Origin of the sequence: Motilibacter deserti, from assembly GCF_011250635.1 — a bacterium.
GTDB classification, from domain to species: Bacteria; Actinomycetota; Actinomycetes; order Motilibacterales; family Motilibacteraceae; genus Motilibacter_A; species Motilibacter_A deserti.
In genome coordinates this window covers 1-12,491 of the sequence record NZ_JAANNP010000052.1, presented here as the reverse complement: position 1 = coordinate 12,491, position 12,491 = coordinate 1, and the positions used below count along the sequence as shown (strand labels likewise).

The following is a 12,491-nucleotide window of genomic DNA, read 5'->3' as shown; positions in this document are numbered from 1 at the left end:
TTGGCGCGCACCGACTTGGCGCGCACCGACTTGGCGCGCACTGGCCGGGCGCGCACCGACCGGGCGCGGACCGACCGGGGGAGCGTCACGGCCGAGGCGGCCCTGGCCCTGCCCGCGCTCTGCCTCGTGCTGGGCGCCGTCCTCTTCGTCGTGATGACCGGCGTGGCGCAGCTGCGGTGCGTCGATGCGGCGCGGGCCGGAGCGCGGGTCGCGGCCCGGGGCGAGGCGGTGGCAGTTGTCCAGGCGGCGGCCCGTGACCTCGCACCCGCGGGAGCGCGCGTTGCCGTCGCGGGCGAGGACGGGGTCGTCCGCGTACGCGTCGAGGCGGCGCTGCGCGCACCCGGGATCCTGCGCAGGCTCGGGACCGTCCGGCTTGCCGCGGACGCGGTCGCGGCGGTTGAGGAGCAGGACGCTGTCGCGGTCACGGCCGCCGTAAGGCAGCGCGAATGACTCGGGCATTGCGGCGAGCGCCGGCCGACGAGCGCGGCATGGCGACGGTCGTCGTGGTTGCCTGCGCCGCTGCCGTCGTCGCGGTTGCGGCGACCGTGGCCCTCCTGGGGTCAGCGGTCGCCGCGCGGCACCGTGCCGCGGCCGCTGCAGACCTCGCGGCGCTTGCGGCCGTGGCCAAGCCTGCGGACGGCGCGGAGGCCGGCTGCGCGCTGGCGGCGCAGGTGGCGCGGGCGAACGGTTCCCGCGTCAGCTCGTGCGCGGTGACCGTGGAGCCGGGAGCCGGAGTCCTGGCGGACGTGACCGTCGAGGTGCCGGTGCCCCGCTGGCAGGGGGTGGCGGTGGGGCGAGCCCGGGCGGGGCGCGAGTACGCCCCGCTACCCGACGGCGCCCAGGGCTCCAGGTTCGCCGGCCCGGTCCAGCGGTACGGCCTACCGCTCGCGGTCCTTGCCCGCCGCCGCCCGCGCACGCTCGGCCGCCGTGAGGTCGACGGACTCGGTACGCCCGTCCCGAGTGTCGGCCGACACCGCGCTGGCGCCGCCGGACGGGCGCGTCGGCGCGGCGTCGCCGGCAGGAGACGAGCTGCGCTGGCGGCGCAGCGCGGACTCGAGCTCGGCCTTCTCCGCCTCGAGCCGCTCCACCTCGGTACGCCGACCGCGCTTCAGGTCCTTGATCTCCTGGCGCTTGCGGCGCGCCCTGGCCGTCGAAGCCTTCAGCAGCCAGAGGCCGACCCCGAACACCAGGGCCGCCAGCACTCCGGCGAAGAAGACCTCGCGGGAGGACGTGTCGGCCGAGACGCCGAGCATGTCGACGGTGACGGGCTCCGTGGCCTGCAGCGCGACAGCGACGGCGAAGCCCACCGCGACGGCGATGAGCAGGATGGCGATGACGATCACAGGAGTCCTCCTTCAGGTGAAGCGGAGGGTTCCCGGGGCGGGCCGTCGCTATGCGCGAAAGTGCGGGCACGGGCGGGTGACGGCTCCGCGCCGCCCGCCTCCCCGCCCGGTCCCGCGGGCGATCCGCGCGGGCTGCCCGCCTCCCGGCCGCCGCAAGCGATCCGCCCGGGCCGCCCGCCTCCCGCCGCCGCAAGCGATCCGCGCGGCCGCCCGCCGCCCCGGCCAGCCCCTCAGGCGATCCGGGCAGGCCGCTCGCCGGCACCGCCGCGCACCCCGGCGCCGGTCACGCCCGCCTCCCCGCCGGCCCCGAGCCCCGGCGCAAGGACGGGGCGCAGCGCCGCCGCCTGCTCCGAGCTGTCGGTGCTGGCGGCGAGCAGGACGTCCAGCAGCCGGATCGCGGCCGCCTTGTCCAGCGGCTCGTTGCCGTTGCCGCACTTCGGCGACTGCACGCAGGCGGGGCAGCCGGCCGGGCACCGGCAGGCCCGCAGCGCGTCGCGGGTGGCGCCGAGCCAGCGCTGCGCCGAGGCGAAGCCGCGCTCGGCGAAGCCGGCCCCGCCCGGGTGGCCGTCGTGGACGAACACGGTCGTGCGCCCGGTGTCCTCGTGCAGGGCGGTCGACACCCCGCCGACGTCCCAGCGGTCGCAGGTCGCGAACAGCGGCAGCAGGCCGATCGCCGCGTGCTCGGCCGCGTGCGCCGCGCCGGGCACGTCGGCCGGCTCGATGCCGGCCCGCACCAGCTGCTCGTCCGTCACCGTCCACCACACTGCCTTGGTCCGCAGCTGGCGGGCGGGCAGGTCCAGCGGCTCCTCGCCGAGGATCTCGCCGGTCAGGACGCGGCGGCGCAGGAACGAGACCACCTGGCTGGTCACGTCGACGGTGCCGAACGACAGCGTCGCCTCGCCCCACGGGCAGGACGCCTCCTCCGCGACGACCCGGATGTCCGTGCGGTCACGCGCGGACGTCGTCCAGTCCGGGTCGGCGGCCTCCACGACTGCGACCCCGTCCTCGAGGTCGAGCTCGCGGACCAGGTGCGCCTGGCCCATGTGCAGGTAGACGGCACCGCGGTGCACCGCCCCGTGCGCAGCGGCGGCGTCCACCGTCCCGAGCAGACGCCCCGTGCCCGCCTCGACCACGCGCACCGGCGCCCCGCCCGTGCCACGCAGGTCGGCGAGCGCGGCCGCGCTCTCGTGCCGGGTCCAGAACCAGCCGGTCGCACGACGCCGGAGCAGGCCGCGCTCGACCAGGCCCTCGAGCAGCCCGGGCATCGCCGCGCCGAAGACCGCGACGTCGGCGTCGGTCAGCGGCAGCTCCGCCGCGGCGGCGCACAGGTGCGGGGCGAGGACGTACGGGTTCTCCGGGTCGAGGACGGTCGCCTCGACCGGGCGGCCGAGGACGGCTTCCGGGTGGCTCACGAGGTAGGTGTCCAACGGGTCGTCGCGCGCGACGAGCACGGCGAGCGCCTCCTGGCCCGCACGACCGGCGCGGCCCGCCTGCTGCCAGAGCGAGGCGTGCGTGCCCGGCCAGCCCGCGATGAGGACCGCGTCCAGCCCGCTGACGTCGACGCCGAGCTCGAGCGCGTTCGTCGACGCGACGCCGAGGAGCCGTCCGCTCATCAGCGCGGACTCGAGCGCTCGCCGGTCTTCCGGCAGGTAGCCCGCCCGGTAGGCCGCGACCCGTCCGGGCAGCGAGGGGTCGACCTCGTCGAGGCTGCGCCGGGCCTGCATCGACACCGACTCCGCGCCCTTGCGCGACCGGACGAACGCGAGCGTGCGCGTGCCGGACACCACGAGGTCGGTGAGCAGGTCGGCGGTCTCCGCCGTCGCGGTGCGGCGCACGGGCACGCCGCCCTCGCCGCGCACCTCGGACAGCGGCGGCTGCCACAGGGCGAAGGTCATCGAGCCCCGCGGCGAGCCGTCGCGCGCGACCGCCTCCGTCTCGACCCCGGTCAGCCGTCGGGCGAAGGACGCCGGCTCGGCGATCGTGGCCGAGGCCAGGACGAAGGTCGGCTCGGCGCCATAGCGGGCGCAGACCCGGCGCAGCCGGCGCAGCACGGAAGCCACGTGGGACCCGAAGACCCCGCGGTAGCCGTGGCACTCGTCGACCACGACGTAGCGCAGCGTCCGCAGGAAGGAGGCCCAGCGCGCGTGGCCGGGCAGCAGGGTCCGGTGGAGCATGTCCGGGTTGGTGAGGACGTACGCCGCCCAGTCCCGGATCTGCGCCCGCTCCTCGCCGGGGGTGTCCCCGTCGTACGTCGCGGCCCGCAGCCGCGGCAGCCCCAGCGCGGTCAGGGCGCGCAGCTGGTCGTTGGCCAGCGCCTTGGTGGGCGAGAGGTAGAGGACGGTCGCGCCGCGGCCCGACGGGGCCGACGCCCCCTCGAGCACGGCCGTGGCGGCGGGCAGCAGGTAGGCCAGCGACTTGCCGGACGCCGTCCCCGTCGAGACGATCACCGACCGGCCCGCGTGCGCGTGCTCGGCGGTCTCGACCTGGTGGCTCCACGGGCGCGCGACCCCGGCGCCGCGGAAGGCCGCGACCAGCTCGGGAGCGGCCCACACCGGCCACTCGGCCTCCTGCGCCGACCGGGCGGGGACGTGCTCGACGTGCGTCAGCGACTCCTCGCGCCCGGGCGCGTGCAGCAGCGCGGCGAGCGGGCCGTCCTGCCGTTGTGCGCCCCGAGCAGCGACCCGGGCCGCGGGCACGGCTCCCGGCACCTGTCCCGGCACCTGTCCCGGCACCTGTCCCGGCACCTGTTCGGGCACGTCTGCGAGCACGTCCTCCAGGGTGCCTCACGCCACCGACGGACGCTGGTGGCGCGCCGACCGGGAGGTTGTCCGAGGATGTGCAGTGACAACCCGTCGACAACCCCGTACTAGTGCATCCGGGGTGGCCCCGGGAGAGCGGCCCGGCCGAAGGTGGTTGAATGCTCGGACGCGCTCGGAGCCCAATCCGGACTCGGTTACGCATGGAGGATCCGTGGACCTGTCCCTGTCGAATCGCCCCGAGGGTGACAAGACGGTCGTCGAGGTGGGCGGCGAGATCGACGTCTACACGGCGCCGCGCCTGCGCGAGCAGCTCGTCGACCTCGTCGCGGACGGCAAGTACCACCTCGTCGTCGACATGGAGCGGGTGGACTTCCTGGACTCCACGGGCCTCGGCGTGCTCGTGGGCGGCCTCAAGCGCGTCCGCGCGCACGACGGCTCGCTGCGCCTGGTGTGCACCCAGGAGCGCATCCTGAAGATCTTCCGCATCACCGGCCTGACCAAGGTCTTCCCGATCCACGACTCGGTCGAGGACGCCCTCGCTGCGACCGACTGACCCGTGGACCGTCCGAGCATGACGACTGTCACGGTCCGCTTCAGCGCCCTGCCCGCCCACGTCCGCACCGCACGCCTGGTCGCGGCGGCGGTGGCCCGGCGCTCCGGCGTCGACGAGGCGGTCCTGGACGAGGTGCGCCTCGCGGTGGGCGAGGCGTGCTCGCGCGCGGTCGACCTGCACCAGCGGCACGCCCCGGACGTCCCCGTGACGCTCGCGCTGACCGACGCGGGGACATCGTTCCGCGTGGAGGTCGTCGACGCGGCGTCGCCGGAGGCCCCGGACGCGTCGCCGATCGACCTCGCCGAGACCGCGGAGAACGCCGACGCGGGCGACGGCTTCGACGGCGGGATCCTGCCCTCGAACGTCGGCATCGCGGTCATCAGCGGGCTGGTCGACGACCTCGCGGTCGAGCGCCGCGGTGACGGCCTCGCCCTCTGCATGACCTGGCCGCTCGGCGGCCACGGGCAGCGTGCCGCCGCCGAGGCACAGTCCGCCAAGGCGCCGCAGGCCACGGCCTAGCGGTCCACGTCCCGGAGGGCTCCGCCCGCCCCCGACCGCCCCACGTTGCACGACCGCTCCGGCGGACGACCCAGTGGCGCGCCGCTCTGCGGCGCGCCACTCGTCGTATACGGGCGGGGACGCGGCGCTGTCGCAGTGTCACCGCGCGCTGACATCGACACGTCGGGCACCTGGTTCGGGCTGATCGAGGCGACTCCGCCCCGGTACGCGTAAACTCCCGCGCCACTGGTGGGCCCGCCTGCCAGCAGCCCCCGCGTGCCCTGGAGTGGCAGCCGCCGCCGGGTTCGCGTGCCGACGTCAAGGAGGACGTATGCCCGGGCCACACATCGCCGCAGACAGCGGCGCGGTGGACTCGCTCTCGAGCGGAAACCTCACGATCGTGGGCGTGGTGGCGGCAGTGGCCGTCGTCGCGCTCGTCGTTGCCGCCGTGTTCCGCCGCGAGGTGCTCGCGGCCGCCGAAGGCACGACGCGCATGCAGGAGATAGCCAAGGCGGTCCAGGAGGGCGCCGCGGCGTACCTCAACCGCCAGTTCCGCACGCTCGGCGTCTTCGTCGTGATCGTGTTCCTGCTGCTGTTCGCGCTGCCGGGCGACGCCGACGTACGCATCGGCCGCTCGATCTTCTTCGTGGTCGGCGCCGCGTTCTCGGCGGCGATCGGCTACCTCGGCATGTCGCTCGCCGTCCGCGCCAACGTGCGCGTCGCGGCCGCCGCGCGCGACAAGGGCGCCGAGGACGCCATGCGGGTCGGCTTCCGCACGGGCGGCGTCGTCGGCATGGCCACGGTCGGCCTCGGCCTGCTCGGGGCGGCCATCGTCGTCCTGATCTACCGCGCGGACGCGCCGAGCGTGCTCGAGGGCTTCGGCTTCGGCGCGGCGCTGCTCGCGATGTTCATGCGTGTCGGCGGCGGCATCTTCACCAAGGCCGCCGACGTCGGCGCCGACCTCGTCGGCAAGGTCGAGCAGGGCATCCCCGAGGACGACCCGCGCAACGCCGCGACCATCGCCGACAACGTGGGCGACAACGTCGGCGACTGCGCGGGCATGGCCGCCGACCTCTTCGAGTCGTACGCCGTGATGCTGGTCGCCGCGCTGATCCTCGGCAAGGCGGCGTTCGGCGAGGAGGGGCTGGTCTTCCCGCTCATCGTCCCGGCGCTCGGCGCGGTCACGGCGGTGCTGGGCATCCTGCTGACGCGGGCCCGGACCGGCGAGAGCGGCCTCACGGCGATCAACCGCGCGTTCTACATCTCGGCAGTGGTCGCCGCCGTCCTCTGCGCGATCGCGGCGTTCGTCTATCTGCCGGGCTCCTTCGCCGAGCTCACCGACGCCACCACCAGCGACGCCAACCCGCGCGTCGTCGCCATCGTGGCGGTCGTCCTCGGCATCGTGCTGGCCTCGGTCATCCTCGCCTTGACCGGCTACTTCACCGGCACGGACAAGAAGCCGACGCAGGACGTCGCCGAGACCTCGCTCACCGGCCCTGCCACTGTCGTCCTCTCGGGCATCAGCCTCGGCCTCGAGTCCGCGGTCTACACCGCGCTCGTCATCGGCGCCGCGGTCTACGGCGCGTTCCTGCTCGGCAGCGGGTCGGTGGTCGTGTCGCTGTTCGCGATCGCGCTCGCGGGCTGCGGCCTGCTCACGACCGTGGGCGTCATCGTCGCCATGGACACCTTCGGCCCGGTCTCGGACAACGCGCAGGGCATCGCGGAGATGTCGGGCGACGTGACGGGCAAGGGCGCCCGGATCCTCACCGACCTCGACGCCGTGGGCAACACGACCAAGGCCATCACCAAGGGCATCGCGATCGCCACCGCCGTGCTGGCGGCGACCGCCCTGTTCGGCTCCTACACCGATGCCTGGCAGACCGCGGTCGACGACACGGGCGTCTCCCTCGCGTCGCTGAGCGAGTCGCTGCAGCAGCGGTTCACGCTGGACATCGCCAACCCGAACAACCTCGTCGGCCTCATCATCGGCGCGGCCGTCGTGTTCCTCTTCTCCGGTCTCGCCATCACTGCGGTCTCCCGGGCCGCCGGCGCGGTCGTCTACGAGGTGCGCAAGCAGTTCCGCGAGAACCCCGGCATCATGACGGGCAAGACCCGCCCGGAGTACGGCCGCGTCGTCGACATCTGCACCCGGGACTCGCTGCGCGAGCTCGCCACCCCCGGCCTGCTCGCGGTGATGGCCCCGATCGCGGTGGGCTTCGGCCTCGGCATCGGCGCGCTGGCGGCGTACCTCGCCGGCGCGATCGCCTGCGGCACGCTGATGGCGGTCTTCCTGGCCAACTCCGGCGGTGCGTGGGACAACGCCAAGAAGCTCGTCGAGGACGGCGCCCACGGCGGCAAGGGCTCCGAGGCCCACGCTGCCACGGTCATCGGCGACACCGTCGGCGACCCGTTCAAGGACACCGCCGGCCCGGCGATCAACCCGCTGATCAAGGTGATGAACCTCGTCGCCGTGCTCATCGCGCCCGCCGTCGTCCAGCTGACGATCGGCGACGACGCCAACACCGCGGTACGGACGGCGATCGCGCTCGCAGCGGTCGTCGTGATCGTCGCCGCCGTCACCGTCAGCCGCCGCCGCGGCCTCGCCGCCGCGACGAGCAACGCCGAGCCGGAGGCCGCTAGCCTCGCCCGGTGACGCCGAGCTCCCACAGCAGCACCACGACAGGGACGGGCGGGGCCGAGCGGCCCTTCCCGTCCCTGTCGCACGACGACGCCCGGGCGCTGCGCGCCGCCTTCGTCCGGGCCGGCTACACCGCCGACGCGGTGCTCGAGCTGCTCGGCCCGGCGGCGCAGGCCGCGCTCGAGCGCAACGAGGGCGTGCCGGCGCGGCGGCGCACCTCCCGCCCCGAGGTCGCCGGGCTGCCGCTGACGACGCTCGTGCGGCTCTTCCTGCTCCAGCAGCCCGTCCCGGAGACCGAGGCCGCGGCGGCACTCCCGCTCGACGCCGCGGTCGCGGGCGGGCTGGTGACGCTCGTCGACGGGCAGGTCCGCGCCGAGCTCGACATCCGCCCGTACGGCGCTGACGACGCGCCCGGCGACGGCTGGTACGTCGTGGGCGACCTGGACAGCCGGCTCGACGGCACCGCCCGCGAGGTGCGGCGCGACCACGTCCTCGGGGTGGGCGGGGCCAGCGCGACGCTCGCCCAGATCACGCCACGAGACAGGGTCGGGCGCGCGCTCGACCTGGGCACCGGCGGCGGGGTCCAGGCGCTGCACCTCACCCGGCACGCCGACGAGGTCGTCGCCACCGACGTGCTGGCGCGGGCGCTCGCGCTCGCACGGCTCACGGCGGGCCTGAACCAGATCGATCTCGACCTGCGCGAGGGCAGCCTCGTCGACCCGGTGGCGGGCGAGACCTTCGACCTCGTCGTGTCGAACCCGCCCTTCGTCATCGGCGCGCCGGAGGTGCACACCTACCGCGACGCGGGCCTGCCGCTCGACACGCTCTGCCGCGAGCTGCTGGCGCAGGTGCCGCAGCTGCTGGCCGAGGGCGGCACCTTCGTCATGATCGGGGACTGGGTACGCCTGCGCGGGGAGGAGCCGCACGAGCGGGCCCGGAGGTGGCTGCCCAGTGCGGACGGGTTCGAGTCGTTGCTCGTCGTACGTGACGAGGAGGACCCGGCGGCGTACGTCTCGACATGGCTGCGCGACGCCGGCGAGCAGGGCGCGGCGGACGCGACCGACCGCTACGACCGTTGGCTGGCCGGGCTGGAGGACGCCGGCGTCGAGGCCGTCGAGTTCGGCTGGTTCGTGGTGCGGCGACGGGGCAGCGGGCCGGCCCGCTCGGAGGTGCTCGACTGGCCGCACCCGGTGGAGCAGCCGGCGGCGTGGTGGTTGAGCGCCCGGGTGGAGGCGAACGCCTGGCTCACCGCGCACGACGACGAGGCGCTGCTGAGCGCGCGGCTGCGGGTGCGCGAGGACGTGGTGCAGGAGCAGCACGGCGAGCCGGGGGCGGAGGAGCCGGAGACGATCGTGCTGCGCCAGCAGCGCGGGCAGCGCGCGGCGACGTCCGTGTCGACGGAGGCTGCGGCGCTCGTCGGGGCGAGCGACGGCACGTTGCAGGTGGGCCAGCTCGTCGACGCCGTCGCACAGGTCCTCGAGCAGGACACGGGGGAGCTGCGCGGCCCGCTGCTGGGCGAGCTGCGCGAGCTGGTGCGCTGCGGGACGCTCGAGCCGGCCTGAGGCCGCTGTCGTTCCGGAGCCGGCGCCCGCGGTCGGGCCGTGGTTTCGGGCCTGTGGGCCGAAACGCCGCGTCGAGGGGTCGCTGAGCGGGCGGTCAGTCCTCCTCCTCGAGCACCGCGCCGAGCAGCTGCGTCTCGGCGGCGGTGAGGCGGCGTGGCCCCCGCGCCTCGAGGTCGTACGCGACCATCACGCTGCGGGCCCGGGCGTAGACCCGCTCCTCGTCGCGGACGACGTAGCCGAGGTGGAACGACACGGCTCCCAGCCGCGTCACCCACACCTCGACGTCGATGCCGTCCGGTGTCCAGCTCAGCGGGGCGAGGTAGTCGATCTCGTGGCGGGAGACGACGATGCCTGCGCGTCCTGCGCCGGAGGGCGCCTCGTGGCCGCGCAGGAGCGAGATGCGGGCCTCCTCCAGGAAGCCGAGGAAGGCTGTGTTGTTGACGTGCTGATAGGCGTCGAGGTCGCGCCACCGCACGGGGCATCTGAAGACATGACGAGTCATTCAGGAACCCTGTTGCATCAAAGCGAGTGCGTCAGTCAGTTGACGTGAGAGGGGCTGGCGGCGTCCCCGTTGCGCGGAGCGGGCAGCCCGCGGCGCTGCCCGCGGGCAGCGGCCTCGGCGAAAGGCTCGGACGCGCCGACCGGCTCGGCCACAGCCGCCGACCGTCCCTGGCTCCCGAGGGTCTCGCAGATGCTCGCCAATAGTTGTGTGTCGCAGTACACGTGCAGCTCGACGACCTTGCCCCAGCGCAAGCGGATGACGTGCACGCCCTGGTTCGAATAGCGTCTGCCGCTCTCGTCGCTGACGAAGTCGACCCATTCGATCATCGCCACGGTGTCCCAGGGCCAGCCGCCGACGACGAGCTTGGTGATGTCGAAGTGCAGGTCGGGGAAGACGGCAGCGAGCCGGTCGTACCACGCCTGGATGTCGAGTGCGGACGTGCGGCGTCCGCTGAGCGTGTGGGAGCCGGAGAACCAGTGCTCCGCACCGTGGCCGAACTGCCGGACGATGGCGGCGTAGTCCCCGCGGTTGATGGCGTCGAACGACGACCGGAGCCTGCGGCGCACGATGCGGTGATACATGGCCGGATCCTGACTCTGGGCGAGGTCGACGTTCACAGGCAAGCACAAGCGGTCGCAGCGTGTCTACCGTGCTGAACTCGCGGTGTCTGGACGTCAAGTAGCCCGGATGTATCCGAAGGCGGTCGCCCGGGTTCTTCTCGGCGTGCCGCTGGACGTCCTCGGTCATCCCGCTCGGGTCAGCGCTCGGTGCGCTTCTCGCCCATAACAGGGGTCGAAGCTTCATTTATCCGTAACCCGTACTCGTGACGTCGCGTGCACCATGTGCGCAGTCGACCCGATGCTCAACCGAGGGGACCTCGAGGTGAACCTTCCAGAGCCACGGACCGCGTTGCTCTTTCCCGGCCAAGGCGCTTTCTACACCGGTGCACTGAGCGGCCTGCAGCACCGCTACCCGGAGATCCGCAAGACCCTCGACGAGATGTCGACCGTCAGCGAGCAACTGCTCGGGGCTTCGCTGTCGACCGAGCTGCTCGACCGCCCGGCGCGCAGCCTCGACGAATGGCTCGCGGATGCCCCGGACCTGCTCCAGGTGGCGATCGTCGGCGCATCGATCGCGGTGCACGCATGCCTCGATGCCGAAGGGCTCCGCGCGGACGTCCTCGTCGGGCACAGCATGGGTGAGATCGCCGCCCTCGTCTGCGCAGGCGTCTTCACGGTGGCTGAGGGAGCGCAGATCGCCTGCCACCGTGCGCTCGCGCTGCGCGCCGCTGCGCTGCCCGAGGCCTACATGCTGGCCGTGTCGGCCGACGTGGAGCGCGTGCGCGGCCTGCTCGCGCTGCTCGCCGACGAATCCACCGTCGTCGCGGTGGAGAACGCTCAGACCCAGACGGTCGTCTCCGGCCCGGCGGCCGCCCTCGACACGATCGCGCAGATCGCGCCGGCGCTGCGCCTCGGCGTTCGACGCCTGAAGTCGCCGTACCCTTTCCACAGCCCCATGCTGGCTCCGGCTGCAGCGGACTTCCTGAGCCGCGTCAGGCACATCGAGGCGCGGCCGCTGCAGGCGCGGGTGTTCTCGCCGATCCTCGGCCGCTACTACGACGACCGCGACGACCTCGTGGCCACCCTGACGAGCCACTTGGTGCTGCCGGTCGCCTTCCGGCCGGGGCTCGAGGCGCTGCAGGGCGAAGGGCTCGGGCTGCTCGTCGAGTGCGGCCCGCTGGAGGCGCTCACCCGCATCGCGGCCCGGGTCCTCGACCCGGCGGTGCCGTCCGTCGCCCCGCTGCCGGGACAGGGGGACGAGCAGGCTGCCTGGGAGGCGGCCCTCGCCCGGCTCGACGCGGCCGGTGCCGTCCGCCCGCGATCGGGCGCCGTCGCGAGCGTGCCGCGCCAGCTGCTTCCCGACGTGCCTGCGGAGGCCGCCGAGAGCTTCTGGGCCGCGCACGCCCCGAGCGTGGTCGCCCACGTGCGCCGGGCGTACGACGACTTCGTGGCGGCCGCCGCGCAGGAGCCTGCGCCCGCCGGCTGGCCGTCCGCCGCGCCCCTGTCGCGCGACGCCGTGCTCGCCACGCTCGTGTCCCTGTACGCAACCGCGCTGGAGTACCCGCCCGAGGTCTTCACGCCGGAGACCGAGCTCGAGGCGGAGCTGGGCGTGGACTCGGTCAAGCAGACCGAGCTGCTGGCAAGGGTGAGCGCCGAGTTCGGCCTGCCGCCGCAGCCCGCCGGCTTCCGCATCGCGGACCACGGGACGCTCGGCCGCATCGCGGACCTCGTCGTGGCGAACGCGTCCGTCGTCGCGTCCGTCGAGGTCGGCGGCCCGATGGCCCTGCCCGCCACGCCCGGGGACGGCGCTCGGCTCGACGTCCTGGCAGTGAGCGGACAGCAGCAGCCCGTATCCCTGATCGACCGTTCGGACGTTCTCGACACGCTCGTGTCGATGTACGCCGCCGCGCTGGAGTACCCGCCGGAGGTCTTCACCCCGGACACCGAGCTCGAGGCCGAGCTCGGCGTGGACTCGGTGAAGCAGACCGAGCTGCTCGCCCGGGTCGGGGACACGTACGCCCTCCCGCCGCTGCCGGCCGGCTTCCGCATCGCGGACCACGGGACGCTCGGCCGGAT

The 12,491-nt window shown here is 74.3% G+C and carries 10 protein-coding genes and 1 pseudogene; 7 read left to right on the top strand and 4 right to left on the bottom strand.

All coding sequences use genetic code 11. From position 1 onward, the window contains the following. On the top strand, positions 1–450 hold a 450-nt coding region (locus tag G9H71_RS18410), incomplete at its 5' end, for a TadE family type IV pilus minor pilin (protein ID WP_231135063.1). Next, positions 447–797: pseudogene (locus G9H71_RS25580) on the top strand (Rv3654c family TadE-like protein); the annotation flags it as partial. The gene G9H71_RS18410 and the pseudogene G9H71_RS25580, both read left to right, overlap by 4 nt. Positions 798–878: 81 nt before the next feature. Here the strand turns inward: G9H71_RS25580 and G9H71_RS18400 are convergent. Continuing rightward, on the bottom strand, positions 879–1,343 hold the full coding sequence (locus G9H71_RS18400) for a LapA family protein (RefSeq protein WP_166284249.1): 465 nt from the start codon (positions 1,341–1,343) through the stop codon (positions 879–881). A 230-nt stretch (positions 1,344–1,573) separates the two neighbouring features. Further along, complete coding sequence (locus G9H71_RS18395; protein WP_407939776.1) at positions 1,574–4,039, bottom strand: DEAD/DEAH box helicase; 2,466 nt, start codon at positions 4,037–4,039, stop codon at positions 1,574–1,576. Between the two features lie 274 nt (positions 4,040–4,313). On the opposite strand from G9H71_RS18395, the gene G9H71_RS18390 reads away from it, so the two are divergent. From G9H71_RS18390 to G9H71_RS18375, 4 genes are all read left to right on the top strand, one after another. Then, a complete protein-coding gene (locus G9H71_RS18390; RefSeq protein ID WP_166284248.1) occupies positions 4,314–4,655 on the top strand; it encodes an STAS domain-containing protein in 342 nt (113 codons plus the stop codon). 18 nt (positions 4,656–4,673) lie between these two features. After that, positions 4,674–5,174 (top strand): ATP-binding protein, encoded by a 501-nt coding sequence (locus tag G9H71_RS18385; RefSeq protein WP_166284247.1) that lies wholly within the window; start codon positions 4,674–4,676, stop codon positions 5,172–5,174. A gap of 310 nt (positions 5,175–5,484) precedes the next feature. Beyond that, entirely contained in the window at positions 5,485–7,806 is a 2,322-nt protein-coding gene (locus G9H71_RS18380; RefSeq protein ID WP_166284246.1) for a sodium-translocating pyrophosphatase, read from the top strand. Beyond that, positions 7,803–9,353 (top strand): DUF7059 domain-containing protein, encoded by a 1,551-nt coding sequence (locus tag G9H71_RS18375; RefSeq protein WP_331273099.1) that lies wholly within the window; start codon positions 7,803–7,805, stop codon positions 9,351–9,353. Before G9H71_RS18380 ends, G9H71_RS18375 begins: the two co-directional genes overlap by 4 nt. A 94-nt stretch (positions 9,354–9,447) precedes the next feature. Here the strand turns inward: G9H71_RS18375 and G9H71_RS18370 are convergent, their stop codons facing one another. Together G9H71_RS18370 and G9H71_RS18365 are read right to left on the bottom strand one after the other, a co-directional pair. After that, positions 9,448–9,828 (bottom strand): acyl-CoA thioesterase, encoded by a 381-nt coding sequence (locus G9H71_RS18370; RefSeq protein WP_331273098.1) that lies wholly within the window; start codon positions 9,826–9,828, stop codon positions 9,448–9,450. Between the two features lie 62 nt (positions 9,829–9,890). Further along, positions 9,891–10,436 carry a nuclear transport factor 2 family protein gene (locus G9H71_RS18365; protein ID WP_166284244.1) on the bottom strand — a complete coding sequence of 182 codons (546 nt, stop codon included), beginning with the start codon at positions 10,434–10,436 and terminating at the stop codon, positions 9,891–9,893. A 301-nt stretch (positions 10,437–10,737) separates the two neighbouring features. On the opposite strand from G9H71_RS18365, the gene G9H71_RS24020 reads away from it, so the two are divergent. Then, positions 10,738–12,491, top strand: a 1,754-nt coding sequence (locus tag G9H71_RS24020; protein WP_331273097.1) for an acyltransferase domain-containing protein, incomplete at its 3' end; no start/stop codon positions are given.

Excerpts from the sequence above, each read along its gene's own strand:
- G9H71_RS18385 (WP_166284247.1), top strand. The coding sequence starts at position 4,674 with ATGACGACTGTCACGGTCCGCTTCAGCGCCCTGCCCGCCCACGTCCGC.
- G9H71_RS18380 (WP_166284246.1), top strand. The coding sequence starts at position 5,485 with ATGCCCGGGCCACACATCGCCGCAGACAGCGGCGCGGTGGACTCGCTC.
- G9H71_RS18365 (WP_166284244.1), bottom strand. The coding sequence starts at position 10,436 with ATGTATCACCGCATCGTGCGCCGCAGGCTCCGGTCGTCGTTCGACGCC.